Origin of the sequence: uncultured Sphingomonas sp., from assembly GCF_936927845.1 — a bacterium.
Lineage (GTDB): Bacteria > Pseudomonadota > Alphaproteobacteria > Sphingomonadales > Sphingomonadaceae > Sphingomonas.
This window is the reverse complement of record NZ_CAKZHV010000058.1, coordinates 225,241-243,559: the sequence shown is the minus strand read 5'-3', so window position 1 is coordinate 243,559 and position 18,319 is coordinate 225,241. Positions and strand designations below refer to the sequence as shown.

Genomic DNA, 18,319 nt, shown 5'->3' with positions numbered 1-18,319 from the left:
GGTGGTCCTGTCCGGCGCCAAACCTCGTTCAGGTGTTCGCGGTCGAACTCGGCGTGTCGCGTCGCGGCGCCTCGAACGTTGCCCAGTCCGCCTCGTCGCTCGGCCGCGGCGGCGCCCCGGCGATGCTGTCGGGTTCGCTGATCGCGCCGATACGGACGCGGTGAAGGTGCACCTTCGCGATCATGTTGGCGGAAATCGGCGCGGTGATGAACAGGAACAACGAGATCAGCAGCTCGTGCGCGGTCCAGATGCCGAGCCGCACCTGGAAATAGGTGACCGAGGCGAGCAGCAGCGCGCCCAGTCCCAGCGTCGTCGCCTTGGTCGGCCCGTGCAGCCGCTCCATCGTCGTCGGCAGGCGCACCAGACCCCAGCTGCCGATCAGAACGAACCCCGCGCCGAGCAGCAGCAGCGCGGTGACCACGACTTGTGCGACGATGCTCATTCGACGATGTCCCCGCGCAGCACGAACTTGCAATAAGCGATGGTGCTGACGAACCCCACCATCGCGAGCAGCAGCGCGGCCTCGAAATAGGTGTCGTTGCCACCGATCATGCCGATCAGCACGATCATGGCGATGGCGTTGATCACCATCGTGTCGAGCGCGACGATCCGGTCGCCGAGCGCCGGGCCACGCAGCAGCCGCCAGACGTTCAACGCCAGCGCGAGCGCGACCGCCCCGGCGGCGACGTGGAGCGCGACCGCGATCACGCGAACACCTGCTGCAACCGCGCTTCGTAGCGCGCCTTGATCCGCGCGATCTCGTCCGCGGGATTTCCCACGTCGAGCGCGTGGACCAGCAGGTGGCGGCCGTCCGCCGACACGTCGGACGACACCGTACCGGGCGTCAGGCTGATCGTGCCTGCGAGCACCGTGATCGCCTCGGGTGTGGTCAGATCGATCGGCACCACCAGCCAGCGCGCGCGCAGGTCGCGATTGCGGCGGAACAGGATCAGCCAGGCGACCTGGAAATTGGCGACCAGGATGTCTAGGATGACGATCGCGAGATAGCCGAGCAGGGCACGACCGAACCGCATCCGCGGCCGGTCGGGCCAGAATGGCTGCGTGAACTTGGGCAGCACGACCGCGAAGATCGCACCCAGAACGATGCCCCCCAATGCAACGTTGTTCGCCATCAACACCCAAACGATCAACAACATCCCCGACAGCGCGGGGTGCGGCAGCAGGTGCCTCATCGCGAGCCTCCCAGCACGACAGTCACGTAGCGCGACGGTGCCATCACCTGCGCGGCGGCGGCGCGCGTCTGCGCGGTCGTCCAGCCCGCCCCGACCGCCAGCGCGGCGAGTAGCGCGAGAAGCGCGGTGGGCACGAGGAAGTCGGTGCGCGCGCGTGCCGGGGCAGCAACTGGATCCGCTCTCAACGCCGCTTTCCAGAACAGGGTCGAGCCGCTGCGCGAGAAGCCGATCACGCCGACGAAGGTGGTGAGAAGGATCGTGGTCCAGATCGCAGGCCAATTAGGCGCACCGAAGCTCGCGTCGAGGATCAGCAGCTTGCCGACGAATGCGGCGAGCGGAGGCAGGCCGACGACGGCGATTGCGGCGGCGAGGTAAAGCAGCCCGGCACCGTTGTGATCGGCAAAGCGCGGGCTCGGCACCAGTGCATCGCCGTACTGACCGCGCCGCCGCAGCACCACGTCGGCGACAAGGAACAGCAGCGCTCCCGCAAGCACCGCCTGAACCAGGTAATATAGGCCGGCGGCGAGCATCCCCTCGCGCCAGCCCGACACTGCGATCAGCAAGGTTCCCGTGGAGGCGAGCACGGCGAACGCGGCCTGTTCGCGTAGGCCTCTGGCGGTCAGCACGCCGACGAAGCCGACGACCGCGCCGAGGATCGCGGACGCCAGCAGATAGGGCACAGGCACCCACGCCGCCGCACCCGCGCGCGCGCCAAAGATCAGCGGCACGGTGCGGATCATGGCGTAAACGCCTACTTTGGTCATGATGGCGAACAATGTTGCAGTGACGGGCATGGTCGCGGCGTAGGTGCGCGGCAGCCAGAGGTGGAGCGGCACTGCCGCTGCCTTCAGCGCGAACACCGCCGTCAGCAGCAATCCCGCGACGCGCAACAGCCCCTGATCGGCCGGCCCGAGCGCCGCGACGCGGACCGACAGATCGGCCATGTTGAGCGTCGCGGTCAGCCCGTAGAGCAGCCCGAGCGCGACAAGGAACAGCGCCGAGCCGACGATGTTGACGACCACGTACGCGACCCCCGCCTTCAACCGCAGCGCGCCCTGGCCGTGAAGCATCAGGCCGTAGGAGGCGATCAGCAACACCTCGAAGAAGACGAACAGGTTGAACAGGTCGCCGGTCAGGAACGCACCGTTCAGCCCGAGCAGCTGAAAGTGGAACAAGGGGTGGAAATGCCAGCCCTTCCGGTCGGCACCGGTCACGATCGCGTGGACGAGCACGGCGAGCGCCAGCACGGCGGTCAGCACCAGCATGATCGCCGCCAGTCGATCGAGCACCAGCACGATCCCGAACGGCGCCCTCCAGCCGCCGATCGCGTAGGAGCGGATCTGGTCGTCCTGCGCGCGCGCGAACAGCGCGAGCGCGGCGGCGAGCATCGCGACGCAACCGGCGAGCGAGAGATACAGGCTGAACAGCCGCCGGCGGCGCATCACCAGCATGGTGACGGGCGCGGTGACCGCGGGCACGACGATCGGCGCGATCAGCAGATGGTCGATCGCGGTCACGCGCGCGCTCCCGCATCAACACTTGCGTCGGCATCCGGTTGTCCATCGACCTGGTCCGTTCCAGCCTCCAGGAAGCTGCGCAGCGACAGGATCACGGTCAGCGCGGTCATGCCAAAGGTGATAACGATCGCGGTCAGCACCAGCGCCTGCGGCAGCGGATCGGCATGGTGCGTCACACCCTTGGCATAGAGCGGCGGCGCATCAACGACGAGCCGCCCGATCGCGAACAGGAACAGGTTGATCGCGTAGGAGATCAGCGTCAGCCCGAGCACGACCTGGAACGTCCGCCCGCGCAGCGCGAGGTAGATGCCGCCAGCAATCAGCACCGCGATGGCGGAGGCGACGAGGAATTCGAGGCTCACGTGCGCTCCTCGGGTGGCTGGCGCGCGGCGCGCTGCGCGACATGGCTCAATTGCGCGAGCGCCATCACCACCGCACCGACGACGACGAAGGCGACGCCCAGGTCGAAGATCATCGCGGTGGCAAGCTCGAACTCGCCGATCACGGGCAGGTGGAAATGGCCGAAGCTGCTCGACAGGAATGGCGCGCCGAACAGCAGCGAACCGAGACCGGTCGCGGCGGCGATCAGCACGCCCAGCCCGATCAACTGATGCTCGCCGATCCGCCGCCGCTCGTCGGTCCAGTCGAAGCCGGAAGCGAGATATTGCAGCAGAACCGCGATCGAGAACACCAGCGCCGCGACGAAGCCGCCGCCCGGTTGGTTGTGCCCGCGCAGGAAGATGTAGAGCCCGACCAACAGAACGAGCGGCAACAGCAGCCGCGTCGCCATGACGAACATCATGGGATGCTGTTCGAGGGAGAACAATTCGGTCGAGCGCCATTCGCGCAACCGGCGCCCGGCGATCCCGCGCGCGGCGGGTTCCAGCAGCGCGAAGATGGCCAGTCCGGCGATGCCGAGCACGATGATCTCACCCAGCGTGTCGAAAGCACGAAAGTCGACAAGCGTCACGTTGACGACATTGGTGCCGCCGCCACCCGAGTAACTGTGTTCCCAGTGGAAGCGCGAGATGCCGTCGCGCATCGGCCGCGTCATGATCGTCCAGGCGAGCCAGCCCATGCCGCCGCCACCCGCGAGGGCCAGCGCGCCGTCGCGCACGCGGCGGCCCACGCCCGACAGCCGCGGCGGATTGTGCGGCAACAGGTGGAGCGCGAGCAGCATCAGCAGGATCGTCACCACCTCCACCGCGATCTGCGTCAGGGCGAGGTCGGGGGCCGACAGGTGAATGAACGCGAGCGCCATCACCAGACCAATCACGCTGATGAAGATGAGCGCCAGGAAACGGCGGCGATCAACAACGACCACCGCCATCACTGCCGCCACCAGCGCGCCCCAGGCGATCACCGCAACCGGCCCCGCGGGCGTGGTCGGTGCATCGCCCGCGGCAATGGCGAACCGTGCGGCGGCGTCAAGGCCGAGCAGCAGCGCAACACCGAAGAGGACGAACAGATAGCGTTGCAGCGATGCCTGATGAAGCCAGCTCCACCAGCGGCGCAGTGCCGCGACACTCCATTCCATGCCGCCGTCGAACAGATGCTTTGCATCGGGTGCGGGTACGCGCGCGGCGAGGCGGGCGACCCCGCGATAGCCGATCAGCAGCACGACCGCGACCATCACGGCGCCCAGGCTCATCAGCAATGCGGGATTGACGCCGTGCCACAAGGCGAGGTGCAATTCCGGGATGGCAGTACGCGTCACCGCCGCACTCGCCGCCGCGACCAGCGGAGCAGCGAGCGTCATCGGCGCAAGCCCGAGTGCCAGGGCGATGAGCGCGAGGAGCGCGGGCGGGCCGAGCAGTGCAGCGCCCGGATCATGCGAATGCGCGACCTCGCCCGTTTGGCGCGCACCGGCGTGGAGCCACCAGGCGTAGCGCAGCGAATAGGCTGCCGACAGCATCGCCGCGAGCGTCGCCAGCACCGGCACGAGCAGATGCTGCCCGCCGAGCAGCGCGTGGGTGCTCTCTTCCAGCATCATCTCCTTCGAGATGAAGCCGCCGAGCGGGGGCAGCCCCGCCATCGCCGCTGCCGCCAGCACGCCCAGCGTCGCGGTGAGCGGCATCAGCGCAGCGAGCCCGCCAAGCCGGCGGATGTCGCGCGTGCCCGTCTCATGATCGATCACGCCCGCGTGCATGAACAAGGCGGCCTTGAACGCGGCATGATTGAGGATGTGGAACACCGCGGCGGTCACCGCCGCCACGGTCCCAAAGCCGAGCAGCATCACCATCAGCCCCAATTGGCTGATCGTCGAATAAGCCAGGATCGCCTTCAGATCGTGGCGGAACAGCGCGACGCCCGCGCCGAACAGCATCGTCACGAGCCCGACCGAGGCGACGATGCCGAACCACCAGTCGGTGCCTGCGAGCACCGGCCACAATCGCGCGAGCAGGAACACACCCGCCTTCACCATTGTCGCGGAATGGAGATAGGCGCTGACGGGGGTCGGCGCGGCCATGGCGTGCGGCAGCCAGAAATGGAACGGGAATTGCGCCGATTTGGTGAACGCGCCGCCGAGCACCAACAGCAGGATCGCAGGGTAGAGCGGCGACGCCTGCACCAGCGCGCCGCGCGCGAGAATCGTCGACAGGTCGTACGAACCCGCCACCTTGCCGAGCAGCACCAGCCCCGCGATCAGCGCGAGGCCCCCGCCGCCTGTCACGGTCAGCGCCATGCGCGCGCCCTGCCGCGCATCGACACGGTCGCGCCAGAAACCGATCAGCAGGAACGACGACAGGCTCGTCAGCTCCCAGAACACCAGCATCAGCAGCACGTTGCGCGACAGAGCGATGCCAACCATCGCGCCCTGGAACAGCATCAGGAACGACAGGAAACGCGCGCTCGGCTCGTTATTTGACAGATAACCTTGCGCGTAGACGATCACGAGCAGGCCGATGCCGAGGATCAGGCCCGCGAACAGCAAGGCGAGCGGATCGAGCCACAGGCTGAATTCGAGCCCGAGCGCAGGCAGCCACGCAAGCGTGAGGGACGGCGTCAATCCTGCGAGCACCGCCGGCGCCTGTGACAACAGGATTGCCAGCCCCGCGCCGCTCGCCCCCGCCGCGATCCCGACGTGCGCGCCGCGCGAGGCGTGCCGGGTCAACCCCAGCAGCAGCACCGCCGCGAACGGCACAAAGATCAGGGCCAGCAAGGCCACAAGCGTAATCTCCCTTTTCGTGCTCCCCCATCGCATCGCACGGCGGCCGGGCACAACCACCGGCATGCCGGTGCGGTTGCCTGATCATGGCTGGGATGGTCGATTCAACCGATGTGCAATGATTTGACACATCGTCCGTGCCGATACCCGTCTGGGTAAGGGTGCGTTGCCGGCGAGGCGGCGGTCTGTACGGGTCGATACGTTTTCGTGCCCGTTGGCGCAGGCACCTAGATCGCGTGCTTGCTTGTGAACGCGCAACACCACGCCATATCGGCGGCGTGGCCAATGATCCCAGAGTTCACCGCGCGATCCAGATCGTGCTGGTCCTGTTGTTCGTCTCGATCTTCGGCATGATCGCGCTTGCGGCGGCGCTGCTGCGTCGCTGACGGGCCGAGTTCCCTCATAGGAAACCGCGCCCGCGCTGGTCGCACGGACGCGGTTCGATCATCGAGAACCTGACTTAATTGGCGCCGGAGGTGCGCACGTTGCCGTTGACGCCCGCGGGATAGAAGCCGCCCGCGTTCACCGCCGTACGGTTCTGGTACACGACGTTCAGCACCTGCTGCGGCGTGCGGCCGAGCACCAAGCCGCCCGCGTTGGTCGGCACCAGATTGGCGGTGGTGGCATCGCCGATCCCCTGATCGGTGTCGGTCGCGCCGTCCAGCCCGTCGCGCGTATCCGAAATCTGCTGGATTTGCGTGTAGATCGTCGGCGCGGCGAGCCCGCGCTGCCACAACGACGAGCGGATCACGCCGTCGTGATAGCATTCGGTGGTCAGGATGCCCGCCGCGGCCTCGATGAACGCCTTGTTGGTGATCAGCCGCGCCGACCCGCGATAGGCGGTCACCCCGACATCGGTCAGCAGGTACGAACCGATCAGGAAGTTCTCGTCGCTGGCGAAGGGATCGAAGATGTCGCTCGCGCCGATCACGCCCGCCGCGCGCGCCGCTGCAGTGAACGCGCCGACCGCGGTGCCGCCGGGCGTGGTGACGCTCGCCGAGCCCGACAGGTTGATCGCCGGTTGCGCGACCGCCGCGCTGCCGAGCGCGCTGCGCAGAAAGGTGATGTGCGCGAGTTCGTCCGCCGCGATCTCGCGCGCATATTGCGCCAGCACCTGATCGGTGAAGGTCACCTGGCGTGCCGCGCCCGCGCCCGACCCGGTGATCACCGCGCCCTGGGTTCCGGTGCCGGTCTGCAGATTGGCGGCGATCCCCTGGCCCGTCGTCGCGTAGGAATAATAATTCCCCTCCAGATATTCGAGCTGGAGCGCGAAATTGAGCACGTCATTATCGGTCACGCCCGTGGCGGGGGTGGGGGTCGGCGTCGGGCTGGGTTGCGGTGTCGGCGCGTAGCCGTTGTCCTCGTCGCAGGCGGCGAGGAGCGACAGGCCGCCGGTCATCACCGCCGCGCCGCCGCACATCCGGATGAAGTTGCGCCGGGCGCTGCGCTGATGCTCGGCGTGCTCGATCATCTCGACGAAGCTGGTTTCGTTGCTCATCGTGGCCTCGCTCAGTTCGCGCCCGAGCGCGTCAGCGCCGGGTTGGGGTTGTTGGTGCCATTGGGGAAGAAGCCGCCGGCCGTGACCTGATTGCGCGTCAGATAGACGATGTTGTGCACCTGCTCGGGCGTGCGGCTGAAGGTGCGGCCGTTGGTGTCGGTCGGCACGAAGTTCGACGCGGTCTGGCCGTTGATCGTGACGGGCGAGATGCCCTGGTCGTCATCGGCAACGATCGTGGGCAACGCGCCGCTGGCCGAGTTGCGCACGCCATCAAGCGTGTCGCGCGCGTCCGAGATCTTGTCGGCGTTGGTGCGCAGCGCTGGCGTTGCGACCCCGCGGGCGTAGAGCGCGCCGCGGATGATGCCGGCGTGAAACGCTTCGGCAGCAAGGATGCCCGCCGCGGAGTCGAGGATGTCGACGTTGCTGATGAGCGGCGATGCGCCCTGATAGGCGGTGACGCCCACGTCCTCGAAGATGTACGCGCCGAGCAGGAAATTGTCGTCATTGGCGTAAGGGTCGAACACCCCGCCGCTCGCCGACAGGTCGATCCCCGCCGCGACCGCCGCCGCGGTGAAGGGGCCGCCCGCCGCGCCCGACAGGTTGATCGCGGGCTGCGCCACTGCGGCGGAGCCGAGCGCGGTGCGCAGCGAGGCGACGTGCGCCGCCTCATCCGCCGCGATCTCGCGCGCATATTGGATCACGCTGCGATCGGTGAGGTTCGCCTGGCGTGCGCCGGTGACCGCACCCGCCGTGCCGGTGCCGGACAGTTGCGCCGCGGGCAGCCCCGCGCCGGTGACCGCATAGGTGTAGAACTGCGCTTCGAGATATTCGAGATTGAGCGCGAAATTGAGGATGTCACTGTCGCTCGGTGCCGCGGTCTGTGCCATCGCCTGGCCCGGGAAACTCAACGCCGCCGCGCCGCCCGCGGCGAGTGCACCGACGCTGAGGGCATGGCGAAAGAACTCACGCCGCTCCTCGCGACGCTTTACGCGCCGATCGAGCGCCTCGATCAACTCAACGGTGTCGGCCATCCGGTGTCTCCTCACCTTGTTGTCGGCCTCGCACGCCCGCGATCACGCGTTGATCGCAGCAGATCGACACCGATCAGCCGCCCCAACGCGCGGCGGCGTGACAAAGACGCGCCGATCCGGTCGTAAACCGCTCGCAAAAAGGCATATTTCTGCCTGATCTGCATCATCGATCGAGGTCCGACGCGGGATCGCTCGCGGCTGTTCCCGCCGCCGACTTGCTGCTAAGCGCGCGCCTTCACGACCGCGTTCGTCCGCCTGCCGGGCCGACCGGGCCGGTGCCGTTCATCCAGGATCACCATGACTTCGCCCCGCCGTACCTTTGCGATCATCTCCCACCCCGACGCCGGCAAGACCACGCTGACCGAGAAACTGCTCGTCGCGGGCGGCGCGATCCATCTGGCGGGCGAGGTGAAGGCGCGCGGGGCGAACCGGCGCGCGCGGTCCGACTGGATGAAGATCGAGCAGCAGCGCGGCATCTCGGTCACCTCGTCGGTGATGACATTCGAGCGGGGCGGCATCACCTTCAACCTGCTCGACACGCCGGGCCACGAGGATTTCTCGGAGGACACGTACCGCACGCTGACCGCGGTCGATTCGGCGGTGATGGTGATCGACGCGGCGCGCGGCATCGAGGCGCAGACGCGCAAATTGTTCGAGGTGTGCCGGCTGCGCTCGGTTCCCATCATTACCTTCGTCAACAAGGTCGACCGCGAAGGTCGCCCAGTGTTCGAGCTGCTCGACGAGATCGCCGATATCCTCGCATTGGACGTGGCGCCGATGAGCTGGCCGATCGGCATGGGCGGCGAGTTCGAGGGCGTGCTCGACCTGGAAACGGGCGGGGTCAGCCGGCCCGAGGGCGACAGCCGCAACTTCCAGGGCCGCGTCGACCAGGACGTGACCTTGTCCGAGCGGTTCGCCGAGGAAGTCGAGCTGGCGCAGGCGGGCTATGCCGCGTTCGACGGCGAGGCGTACCGCAACGGCGACCTGACCCCGGTCTATTTCGGATCGGCGCTGAAAGATTTCGGCGTCGCCGAGCTGATCGACGCGCTCGCCCGCCACGCACCGCCCCCGCGCCCGCAACCGGCCGAGCCCGCGCCGATCGCGCCCGACGCGGACGAGGTCACCGGTTTCGTGTTCAAGGTGCAGGCCAACATGGACCCCAACCACCGCGACCGGATCGCATTCATGCGGTTGTGCTCGGGCACGTTCAAGCGCGGCATGAAGCTGACTCCGACCGGCCACGGCAAGCCGATCGCGGTTCACTCGCCGATCCTGTTCTTCGCGCAGAACCGCGAGGTCGCGGACGAGGCGTTCCCCGGCGACATCATCGGCATCCCCAACCACGGCACGCTGCGCGTCGGCGATACGCTGTCCGAGCGCGCCGACATCCGCTTCACCGGCCTGCCCAATTTCGCGCCCGAGATCCTGCGCCGCGTGGCGCTCAAGGACCCGACCAAGACCAAGCAGTTGCGCAAGGCGCTGGACGACATGGCCGAGGAAGGCGTGACGCAGGTGTTCTACCCCGAGATCGGGTCCAACTGGATCGTCGGCGTCGTCGGGCAGTTGCAGCTCGAGGTGCTGATCAGCCGGCTGGAGGCGGAGTATAAGGTCGCCGCGGGGCTGGAGCCCGCGCCGTTCGATACGGCGCGCTGGGTGACGGGCGAGGCCGCCGACCTGAAGGCATTCGCCGACGTGAACCGCGGCGCGATGGCGAAGGACCGTGACGGCAATCCGGTGTTCCTGGCGAAGAGCGCGTGGGAGATCGGCTATGTCGCGGATCGTTATCCCAAGGTCCGCTTCAACGCGACGCGCGAGCGGTAAGGCGAGTCACGCCCTGTCCCGCGCGCGTCATCCCGGCCTTGAGCCGGGATCCCGCTTCTGTTCGACCGGCCGAGATAGCGGGACCCCGGATCAAGTCCGGGGTGACGGCAGTATGAACCGATCACTCTAGCGCGACGCCGCGGCGCGTGTAGCATGTGTCCATGCTGCTCGCCCTTCTGCTCTCCGCCGTTCAGGCCCAGATACCGCCGTCGTCTCCGCCGCCGCAGGCGACCCCCGCCGCGCCGATCGCCACCCGCGCGGCGACGACGCCCGCAACCACGACCAGATGGCCAACGCGCGAGGCGGACTTCACCGCGCGCGATTTCGCGTTCCGCTCGGGCGAGCGGATGCGCGCGCTCAGGCTTCACTACACCACGCTCGGCACCCCGCACCGCAACGCCGCGGGCGAGATCGACAATGCGGTGATGGTGCTCCACGGCACCGGCGGCACGGGCAAGCAGTTCCTCAGCCCCCAGTTCGCCGACCGGCTCTACGGCCCGGGCCAGCCGCTCGACATCACGCGCTTCTTCGTCATCCTGCCCGACAATATCGGGCATGGCGGGTCGTCCAAGCCGTCCGACGGGCTGCGGATGGCGTTTCCGAAGTACGATTACGACGACATGGTGGCAGCCCAGCACCGGCTGCTGACCGAAGGGCTGGGCATCAAACGGATGCGGCTGATCATGGGCACGTCGATGGGGTGCATGCACGCGTTCGTGTGGGGCGAGACCTATCCGACGTTCGCGCGCGCGCTGATGCCGCTGGGGTGCGAGGTGGTGCCGATCGCGGGGCTGAACCGGATGTGGCGGCAACTCGCGATAGACGCGATCACCAGCGATCCGGCGTGGATGGCGGGCAATTACACCGCCGAACCGGCGCAGGGCATCCGCGGCGCGGCCTCGCTGCTGTTCGTCGCGGGCGGTGCGCCATTGTGGATCCAGGCCAATTACCCGACGCGCGATGCCGCGGTCCGCTACGCGCGCGAGCGGGTGGCGGCCTCGATCACGGGGATCGACGCGAACGACCTGATCTGTCAACTCGATTCGTCGCGCACCTACGATCCGTGGCCGCGGCTGGAGGCGATCACCGCACCGACCGTGTGGATCAACTCGGCCGACGATTTCATCAATCCGCGCGGCTTCACCTATCCGGCGGAGGGCGTGAAGCGGATGAAGAACGCCACCTTTCGGCTGATCCCCGAGACGCCCGAGACGCGCGGACACGGCACGCATACCTGGGCAAAGTTCTGGGAAGGTGACCTGGCGGCACTGCTGGAGCGGACGCGCTGATCCTCTCGCCTTCTGACATAAAGGGTCGGGTGAGCAGTAGAACAGAGAGCGCTTCGCGGTCGGGTCGACCCGCGCCAACCCCTCCCGGTCAGGGAGGAGAGCCTTGCAGCCGGCAAGGTCGGGTTCTACCCCGCCGGCCATGATCCGCTTCATCGCCCCCGCGCTGCTCGGCCCCCTGCTCGCCCCCTTGCTCGTCGCGCCCGCCGCGGCGCAGCGTGCCGATCGTGCGACACCCGGCTGGGTGCGGGTGCGGCTGGAAACCGCCGACGGCCCGATGGTGATCGCGCTGGCGGCGAAGAAGGCGCCCGCGACCACCGCCAATTTCCTGCGCTACGTCGACGACGGGCGGTTCGACGGCATCTCTTTCTATCGCACCGCCAAGAACAAGCGCGATCCGCGCTACGGCTTCATTCAGGGCGGCATCCGCACCGACGCGCGCCGCTTCCTTGACACGATCCCGCACGAATCGACGAAGAAGACCGGGATCAAACACCTCGACATGACGATCTCGATGGCGCGGATGGGGCCGCCCGGATCGGCGAACGGCAATTTCTTTATCTCGGTCGGCGCGCTGCCGTCGATGGACTGGTCGCCGAGCAACCCCGGCTACGCCGCGTTCGGCCGCGTCGTGTCGGGGCAGGCGACCGTGCGCCGTATCCTCGCCGAGCCAGTCGGGGGGCAGATACGCGGCACGTTGATGCTGCGTCCGGTGCGCGTCAACCGCGCAGTCCGGCTGGACGGCAAGCCGCAGCCAACCGGGCGCCCGCGACCGTGGTTGATCGAGCGTCGGCGGGAAGGCTGAACCTTCCCGATCGGTAGCTCGTTGGGTGCTTCAAAGGAGACGAGCGATGCCCGATCAACCCAACAAGCCCGGCGGCGATTTCGAGCGCGACGACAAGGTCCGCGACGTGGCGGACGAGCAGGCGGTCAAGAACCAGGGCAAGGCGAAACCCGACGATTATCCCGAGCCGGCGAGCGGGGATCAGGTGGAGTGATCCGCCGCCGGCTGGTGGTGACCGGCCGGGTGCAGGGCGTATTCTTTCGCGACTGGACCGTCGAGCAGGCGCGCGGGCTCGGGCTCGACGGCTGGGTGCGCAACCGTGCCGACGGATCGGTCGAAGCCGTGGTGTCGGGTGCGCCCGAGATGGTCGCCGCGATGATCGATCGTGTGCGTCAGGGATCACCGGCGTCGCGGGTCGATGACGTGGCGGTTAGTGATGACGTGTCGGGTGAAGCCTTGCACGGGTTCGAGAAGCGAACGACACGCTGACCTGGAAGCGAGCAGGCCGCGATGGAAGGAAGGATACCTTTCCCAACCCATCCCTTTGACAAGACACATGGACGATTGTCGACCCGCTTGCCCTGCCACTGCTACGTTATTCGGGGCCGCTTCGATCTCGGTCTGCAAGAAGAAGCGGGATCCCGGATCAAGTCCGGGATGACGGCGCGTTGGTTCAGTCGAACCCCGACAGGAACGCGGCGACGTTGCGACCCAGCGCGTCGATCGCGTACCCACCTTCCATCACGATCGCGGTCGGTAACCCCAAGGCGGCGATGTCGCGCGCGAGGACGGGATAGTCGTGGGTCGTCAGCTTGAACCGGCTGATCGGATCGCCCTCCCACGTGTCCGCGCCGAAGCTGACGACGAGCAGCTCGGCCCCGAACCGCGCGATCGCCGCGAGCGCCCGATCCTGTGCGGTGCGGAACGCATCGATCCGCGTACCCTGCGGCAGCGGCAGGTTGAGTGTTGCGCCCCGCCCCTCGCCTTCGCCGACCTCGTCGGCGTGGCCCCAGAAGAACGGGTAATCGCTCGCGGGATCGGCGTGGAGTGAGGCGTAGAAGACGCCGCCGCGGTGCCAGAAGATGTCCTGCGTGCCGTTGCCGTGGTGATAGTCGATGTCGAGCACCGCGACGCGCGCCGCACCAGCGTCTCGCGCCGCTTGTGCTGCGACCGCTGCCACGTTGATGTGGCAATAGCCGCCGCAATAATCGCGTCCGGCATGGTGGCCGGGCGGGCGGCACAGCGCGAAGGCAGCGCGCTCGCCCGCCAGCACCGTGTGCGTCGCGGCGAGTGCGGATTGCGCGCTGGCATAGCCCGCGGCCCAGGTCTGATGCGTCAACGGCGTGGTCGCGTCGAACGCGTAGCGCCCGAGCAGCGCGTCGATGCGCGACAGCGCGAGCGGGCGGCGACCGACGATCGGAAAGGCGTAGGGGATCGCCTGTCCGGGCCGCCCGGCCTCCTCCCACAACCGTGCCGCGTCGCGCAGGAAGGCGAGGTAATCGGCGTCGTGCACCGCCTCGATCGGTGCGGTGCCATAGTCGTCCGGCTGCTCCGCGCCGCCGATCGCGTCGAGGATCGCCTGCGCGCGCGACGGCTTCTCGGCGTAATCGGTGAAGGCACCGTTGTGCAGTTCCTGCACGGGCGCGTGGGTGGCCTGCGCGGGCGAGAAGAACCGCCTCATGCGCGGCGCTCGCTACGCCGGAAAGTCGCTAAAGTCACACCCCTACGCATGTGCGCGCGCGCGACGACAGGATCTGGACGAGAGGCAAAGGTCATTGGCGCAATCATGCCATGCCCGCGCGGCGTATGACATGGCCAATGCGCTGCTCACGCGAGCGCGGGCCGTCCTCGCCGGTACCGTTCGACCAAGAGCGTCAGCGCCCAGATCGCGAGCCCGCCGAGCGCCAGCGCGCTGCCGACATATCCGGTCGAGGCCCAGCCGTAGCCGCCCGCGATCGCCAGGCCACCCGCCCACGGCCCGATCGCGTTGGCGACGTTGAACGCGGAATGGTTGAGCGCGGCCGCCAGCCCCTGGGCGTCGCCCGCCACGTCCATCAACCGCGTCTGGAGCACGGTGGCGAGTGCGCCGCCGCAGCCGATCGCGAAGACGCAGGCGGTGATCGCGGCGAGGCTGCCGCTCGCCCACGGATAGAGCGCGAGCACGACCGCCGACCAGACCAGCAGCACGCCCGCGGTTGGCATCAGCGCGCGATCGGCGAAGCGCGGCACGAACAGATTGCCCGCGGTCAGCCCTGCACCGAACACCGCGAGCACCAGCGGCACGACCGCATTCGATGCGCCAGTGACCTCGGTCAGCGTCGAGGCGAGATAGGTGTAGACCGCGAACAATCCGCCGAAGCCGATCGCGCCAATCGCGAGCGTCAGCCACACCTGACCGTTGCGAAGTGCTGCGAGTTCGCGCAGCGGGCTGGCGTCGTGATCGGGCCGGTCGTGCGGCGCGGAGGCGGCGACCAGCGCGGCGGTGGTGAGCGCGAGCGCCGCGACCACGCCGAACACATAGCGCCAGCTGAGCCACTGGCCGAGCAGCTTGGCGAGCGGCACGCCGACGATCGTCGCGACCGTCAGCCCCAGCATCACGCGCCCGATCGCGGTAGTGCGCCGCTCGGGCATCAGCGACGCGGCGACGAGCGCGGCGACCCCGAAATAAGCGCCGTGCGGCAGCCCGGCGAGGAAGCGGAACGCGAGCATCGCGTCATACCCCGGCGCGAATGCCGACAGCGCATTGCCGGCCGCGAACATGAGCATGAGGATGATCAGCGCAGTGCGACGCGGCACCTTGGCGAGTGCGACCGCCAACGTCGGCGCACCGACGACGACGCCGAGCGCATAGGCGCTGATCAGGTGACCGACCGCGGGCGCGTCGACGCCCAGCCCGCGCGCGAGGTCGGGCTCGAGGCTCATCGCGGCGAACTCAGTCGTGCCGATCGCGAAGCCGCCGACGGCGAGCGCGAGATGGACGAGGCCGACCGGCGCGGCGGCCTTCAGGGCGGAGGCGGGCGTGTGTTGCTGCATTGCAGCATAGATGCGGGCTGGGGAGGCGGGGTGCAAGGTTGGATGCGAGCGGCTGGCTCACGAGCATCGGGCTCCCTCACCGAAATGAGGGTTTTGTGGTGGGTCGGGGTGATATGCGCGATCACCTACGCTCGCTGTTACCCGGCGCACCGGCAAACTCGGCTTTTTGAACGGAAGGCAAACAGGAAGAGGCCACCGCGGGCAAAGCCCGCGTCGTCGGACGGGCCGGTTGGCACCGACCCGCCGGCCGGCCTTGGCGCTGCGCGGTTGGGCCGCGCACCGGCGCGGGCTCAGCCGCGACTTCGCCTGCGGCGTCGTCGGACGGGTCGGTTGGTACCGACCCGCCGGCCGGCCTTGGCGCTGCGCGGTTAGCCGCGCACCGGCGCGGGCGTGGCCGCGCCTGCGGCCAAGGCGTCCGCGATCAGCTTTCGGCTGTTTTCCACCCCGTACAGCTTGATGAAGCTGCCCATCCGTGGGCCCTGGGACGATCCCAGCAACGTCTCGTATAGCGCCTTGAACCAGTCGCGTAGCGAGTCGAAGCCGCCGGTCTTGCCGATCTCGTACACCTCGTTCTGGATGTCCTCGGCACTCGCGTCGGCGGGCAGTGCGGCGAGCGCGGCGTCGAGCCGTTGTAGCGCCTCGACCTCCACACCAACCGGCGCGCGGCGCTTGAGCGTCGGTGCGATGAAGTCGCGGTGATAGGCGAGCGCGTGGCCGATCAGCCGGTCGAGCTCGGGATAGCGCGCGGCCGAGGCGTCCGGCACGTAATTGGCGAGGTAGGCCCAGACCTGATCGGGCGTCGCGCCCTCGCCCATCACACCGACGAGGTTGAGCAGCAGCCCGAACGTCACCGGCAGCTCGCCATCGGGCAGCTTGCCATCATGGATGTGGTGGACCGGATTGCCGAGCCGTTCCTTGACCGCCTGGCCCGCGTAATTACCGCGGAACTGCCAGTATTCGTCCACCGCACGCGGGATCACGCCCATGTGAAGCTGTTTGGCCTTTTTCGGCTCGCGGTACGCGTAGAACGCGAGGCTCTCCTCGGGGCCGTAGGTCAGCCATTGCTCGAGGCTCAGGCCATTGCCCTTCGACTTCGAGATCTTCTCGCCATTCTCGTCGAGGAACATCTCGTAATTGAAGCCCTCGGGCGGGCGTCCGCCGAGCACGCGCGCGATCTTCGACGATTGCGTAACCGAGTCGATCAGGTCCTTGCCCGCCATCTCGTAATCGACGCCGAGCGCGACCCAGCGCATCGCCCAGTCGACCTTCCACTGCAGCTTCGACATGCCGCCGAGCGCACTCTGCTCGACGCGCTCGTTCGTGGCGGGATCGGTGAAGGCGATCGTGCCCGCCTCCGCGTCGACCACCTCGACCGGCACCTGGAGCACGATGCCGGTGGTCGGGCTGATCGGCAAGATCGGCGAATAGGTCGCGCGGCGCTCGGCGCGTAGCGTCGGCAGCATCACGTCCATCACGCCCCCGAAATGCCGCAGCACGCCGCGCAGCGCCTCGTCGAAGCGGCCTTGCGTATAGTAATCGGTCGAGGACACGAACTCGTAGTCGAACCCGAAGCGGTCGAGGAATTGCCGCAGCATCGCGTTGTTGTGCGCCGCGAAGCTGTCGAACTTGCCGAACGGATCGGGGATGCGCGTCAGCGGCTTGCCGAGATGCTCGGCAAGCATCGCGCCGTTCGGAACATTGTCGGGCACCTTGCGCAGGCCGTCCATGTCGTCGCTGAACGCGACCAGCCGCGTCGGCTGATCCGACAAGGCATGGAACGCCTGGCGCACCATGGTCGTGCGCAGCACCTCGTTGAAGGTGCCGATGTGCGGCAGCCCCGAGGGGCCGTAGCCGGTTTCGAACAGGACGGGCTCGCCACCGGGCTTGCCGCTCGGATAGCGTTTAAGGAGCTTGCGCGCCTCCTCGTACGGCCAGGCCTTGGACTCTAGGGCAGCGGATCGCAGTTCGTCGTTCATGGTGCGGTGCGACGTAGCGATAAGGCCGCGCGAACGCTATATGCGCGGACACAATGGCTCCGTGGTCCGCGCTTCTCCTGTTCCTCGTCACCGTCGTGCTGATGGAGGGTTTCGCCTATGCGATGCATCGCTGGGTGATGCACGGGCCCGGCTGGTTCCTGCACAAGAGCCATCACCGCGCGCGCGACGGGCATTGGGAGCTGAACGATCTGTACGCGGTGATCTTCGCCGTGCCGTCGGTTCTGATGATCTACGGCGCGCTGCATTACGGCTGGTGGCCGGGGTTCGTGTGGATCGGCGCGGGCGTCGCTGCCTATGGCATGATCTATTTCGGGTTCCACGACGTGATCGTGCATCGGCGCATCCCGACGCGCTACCTGCCCAAGGGCCGTTACATGAAGCGGATCGTGCAGGCGCACCGGCTGCACCACGTGGTCGAAACGCGCGAGGGCAACGTCAGCTTCGGCTTCATCGTCGCGCCGCGCCCCGAGGATCTGAAGGCCGAATTGAAGCGGCGCGGACGCAAGGGCGTGCGCCAGTCGACGTTGCCGCATCCATCGGTCTTTGCCGAAGATTAACCCTTTGGGCGCATGAGTCGGCGCATGGAACCCGCCGTCCCGATCCCCGCCCCCTCCGAAGCGGAGGAACACCGCCACGCTTTGCGCCGGGCGGTCAAGATGAAGGCGCATCTGCGCGACCGCGGCAACACGCGGTTCGAGATCGACGTGGTCGATCTGTCGGTAACGGGTTTCCGCGCGCAGACGAGCTTTACCTTGTGGCCGGGGACGACGGTGTGGCTGACGCTGCCCGGGCTGGCCGCGGTGGAGGCGGTGGTCGCGTGGCGTGACAAGTTCCGCTATGGTTGTGCGTTTTCCAAGCCGCTGCACCCCGCGGTGTTTGATCATATCGTGGCTTTGGGCGAGCGGTAAGCGCGACCGCGTCGCGCTGGTCGCGCCAGCCAACCGCTCGCCCTGCCGGCAGGGCGGCGCAGCCGAACCTGACCGAGACGCG

At 67.9% G+C, this 18,319-nt stretch carries 18 protein-coding genes; 7 read left to right on the top strand and 11 right to left on the bottom strand.

What is annotated here, in order from left to right; all coding sequences use genetic code 11:
* Positions 1-28 precede the first annotated feature (28 nt).
* The 8 genes from Q0579_RS10215 to Q0579_RS10180 all read right to left on the bottom strand — a co-directional run bounded on the left by Q0579_RS10215 (position 29) and on the right by Q0579_RS10180 (position 8,408).
* Entirely contained in the window at positions 29-442 is a 414-nt protein-coding gene (locus Q0579_RS10215) for a Na+/H+ antiporter subunit G (RefSeq protein WP_298811867.1), read from the bottom strand.
* On the bottom strand, positions 439-708 hold the full coding sequence (locus Q0579_RS10210) for a K+/H+ antiporter subunit F (RefSeq protein WP_298811866.1): 270 nt from the start codon (positions 706-708) through the stop codon (positions 439-441). The genes Q0579_RS10215 and Q0579_RS10210 overlap by 4 nt, the downstream gene beginning before the upstream one ends.
* Positions 705-1,193 carry a Na+/H+ antiporter subunit E gene (locus tag Q0579_RS10205; RefSeq protein WP_298811865.1) on the bottom strand — a complete coding sequence of 163 codons (489 nt, stop codon included), beginning with the start codon at positions 1,191-1,193 and terminating at the stop codon, positions 705-707. The genes Q0579_RS10210 and Q0579_RS10205 overlap by 4 nt, the downstream gene beginning before the upstream one ends.
* A complete protein-coding gene (locus Q0579_RS10200; RefSeq protein WP_298811864.1) occupies positions 1,190-2,710 on the bottom strand; it encodes a monovalent cation/H+ antiporter subunit D in 1,521 nt (506 codons plus the stop codon). The genes Q0579_RS10205 and Q0579_RS10200 overlap by 4 nt, the downstream gene beginning before the upstream one ends.
* The gene (locus Q0579_RS10195) at positions 2,707-3,072 is read right to left on the bottom strand and encodes a Na+/H+ antiporter subunit C (protein ID WP_298811862.1); all 366 of its coding nucleotides are present in this window, start codon (positions 3,070-3,072) and stop codon (positions 2,707-2,709) included. Before Q0579_RS10195 ends, Q0579_RS10200 begins: the two co-directional genes overlap by 4 nt.
* Complete coding sequence (locus Q0579_RS10190) at positions 3,069-5,879, bottom strand: monovalent cation/H+ antiporter subunit A (RefSeq protein ID WP_298811861.1); 2,811 nt, start codon at positions 5,877-5,879, stop codon at positions 3,069-3,071. The genes Q0579_RS10195 and Q0579_RS10190 overlap by 4 nt, the downstream gene beginning before the upstream one ends.
* A gap of 460 nt (positions 5,880-6,339) precedes the next feature.
* The gene (locus Q0579_RS10185; protein ID WP_298811859.1) at positions 6,340-7,377 is read right to left on the bottom strand and encodes a ferritin-like domain-containing protein; all 1,038 of its coding nucleotides are present in this window, start codon (positions 7,375-7,377) and stop codon (positions 6,340-6,342) included.
* Between the two features lie 11 nt (positions 7,378-7,388).
* A complete protein-coding gene (locus tag Q0579_RS10180) occupies positions 7,389-8,408 on the bottom strand; it encodes a ferritin-like domain-containing protein (protein WP_298811857.1) in 1,020 nt (339 codons plus the stop codon).
* A gap of 297 nt (positions 8,409-8,705) precedes the next feature.
* On the opposite strand from Q0579_RS10180, the gene Q0579_RS10175 reads away from it, so the two are divergent.
* The 5 genes from Q0579_RS10175 to Q0579_RS10155 all read left to right on the top strand — a co-directional run bounded on the left by Q0579_RS10175 (position 8,706) and on the right by Q0579_RS10155 (position 12,788).
* The gene (locus tag Q0579_RS10175; RefSeq protein WP_298811855.1) at positions 8,706-10,229 is read left to right on the top strand and encodes a peptide chain release factor 3; all 1,524 of its coding nucleotides are present in this window, start codon (positions 8,706-8,708) and stop codon (positions 10,227-10,229) included.
* Between the two features lie 161 nt (positions 10,230-10,390).
* Positions 10,391-11,518: an alpha/beta fold hydrolase gene (locus tag Q0579_RS10170; protein WP_298811853.1), complete on the top strand. Its 1,128-nt coding sequence runs from the start codon at positions 10,391-10,393 to the stop codon at positions 11,516-11,518.
* 139 nt (positions 11,519-11,657) lie between these two features.
* The gene (locus tag Q0579_RS10165) at positions 11,658-12,320 is read left to right on the top strand and encodes a peptidylprolyl isomerase (protein ID WP_298811852.1); all 663 of its coding nucleotides are present in this window, start codon (positions 11,658-11,660) and stop codon (positions 12,318-12,320) included.
* A gap of 46 nt (positions 12,321-12,366) precedes the next feature.
* Positions 12,367-12,513, top strand: coding sequence for a hypothetical protein (locus Q0579_RS10160; protein WP_298811851.1), 147 nt, complete (start codon positions 12,367-12,369; stop codon positions 12,511-12,513).
* A complete protein-coding gene (locus tag Q0579_RS10155) occupies positions 12,510-12,788 on the top strand; it encodes an acylphosphatase (protein WP_298811849.1) in 279 nt (92 codons plus the stop codon). Before Q0579_RS10160 ends, Q0579_RS10155 begins: the two co-directional genes overlap by 4 nt.
* A gap of 184 nt (positions 12,789-12,972) precedes the next feature.
* On the opposite strand, the gene Q0579_RS10150 is transcribed toward Q0579_RS10155, so the two are convergent.
* The 3 genes from Q0579_RS10150 to Q0579_RS10140 all read right to left on the bottom strand — a co-directional run bounded on the left by Q0579_RS10150 (position 12,973) and on the right by Q0579_RS10140 (position 17,308).
* On the bottom strand, positions 12,973-13,980 hold the full coding sequence (locus tag Q0579_RS10150) for a histone deacetylase family protein (RefSeq protein WP_298811848.1): 1,008 nt from the start codon (positions 13,978-13,980) through the stop codon (positions 12,973-12,975).
* 146 nt (positions 13,981-14,126) lie between these two features.
* Positions 14,127-15,332 (bottom strand): MFS transporter, encoded by a 1,206-nt coding sequence (locus Q0579_RS10145; protein ID WP_298811846.1) that lies wholly within the window; start codon positions 15,330-15,332, stop codon positions 14,127-14,129.
* Between the two features lie 368 nt (positions 15,333-15,700).
* A complete protein-coding gene (locus Q0579_RS10140; protein WP_298811845.1) occupies positions 15,701-17,308 on the bottom strand; it encodes a lysine--tRNA ligase in 1,608 nt (535 codons plus the stop codon).
* A 53-nt stretch (positions 17,309-17,361) separates the two neighbouring features.
* On the opposite strand from Q0579_RS10140, the gene Q0579_RS10135 reads away from it, so the two are divergent.
* Entirely contained in the window at positions 17,362-17,886 is a 525-nt protein-coding gene (locus Q0579_RS10135) for a sterol desaturase family protein (RefSeq protein WP_298811843.1), read from the top strand.
* A gap of 24 nt (positions 17,887-17,910) precedes the next feature.
* Complete coding sequence (locus tag Q0579_RS10130) at positions 17,911-18,237, top strand: PilZ domain-containing protein (protein WP_298811841.1); 327 nt, start codon at positions 17,911-17,913, stop codon at positions 18,235-18,237.
* Positions 18,238-18,319 lie beyond the last annotated feature (82 nt).

Excerpts from the sequence above, each read along its gene's own strand:
- Q0579_RS10215 (WP_298811867.1), bottom strand. The coding sequence starts at position 442 with ATGAGCATCGTCGCACAAGTCGTGGTCACCGCGCTGCTGCTGCTCGGC.
- Q0579_RS10205 (WP_298811865.1), bottom strand. The coding sequence starts at position 1,193 with ATGAGGCACCTGCTGCCGCACCCCGCGCTGTCGGGGATGTTGTTGATC.
- Q0579_RS10185 (WP_298811859.1), bottom strand. The coding sequence starts at position 7,377 with ATGAGCAACGAAACCAGCTTCGTCGAGATGATCGAGCACGCCGAGCAT.
- Q0579_RS10180 (WP_298811857.1), bottom strand. The coding sequence starts at position 8,408 with ATGGCCGACACCGTTGAGTTGATCGAGGCGCTCGATCGGCGCGTAAAG.
- Q0579_RS10175 (WP_298811855.1), top strand. The coding sequence starts at position 8,706 with ATGACTTCGCCCCGCCGTACCTTTGCGATCATCTCCCACCCCGACGCC.
- Q0579_RS10170 (WP_298811853.1), top strand. The coding sequence starts at position 10,391 with ATGCTGCTCGCCCTTCTGCTCTCCGCCGTTCAGGCCCAGATACCGCCG.
- Q0579_RS10165 (WP_298811852.1), top strand. The coding sequence starts at position 11,658 with ATGATCCGCTTCATCGCCCCCGCGCTGCTCGGCCCCCTGCTCGCCCCC.
- Q0579_RS10160 (WP_298811851.1), top strand. The coding sequence starts at position 12,367 with ATGCCCGATCAACCCAACAAGCCCGGCGGCGATTTCGAGCGCGACGAC.
- Q0579_RS10150 (WP_298811848.1), bottom strand. The coding sequence starts at position 13,980 with ATGAGGCGGTTCTTCTCGCCCGCGCAGGCCACCCACGCGCCCGTGCAG.
- Q0579_RS10145 (WP_298811846.1), bottom strand. The coding sequence starts at position 15,332 with ATGCAGCAACACACGCCCGCCTCCGCCCTGAAGGCCGCCGCGCCGGTC.
- Q0579_RS10140 (WP_298811845.1), bottom strand. The coding sequence starts at position 17,308 with ATGAACGACGAACTGCGATCCGCTGCCCTAGAGTCCAAGGCCTGGCCG.
- Q0579_RS10135 (WP_298811843.1), top strand. The coding sequence starts at position 17,362 with ATGGCTCCGTGGTCCGCGCTTCTCCTGTTCCTCGTCACCGTCGTGCTG.
- Q0579_RS10130 (WP_298811841.1), top strand. The coding sequence starts at position 17,911 with ATGGAACCCGCCGTCCCGATCCCCGCCCCCTCCGAAGCGGAGGAACAC.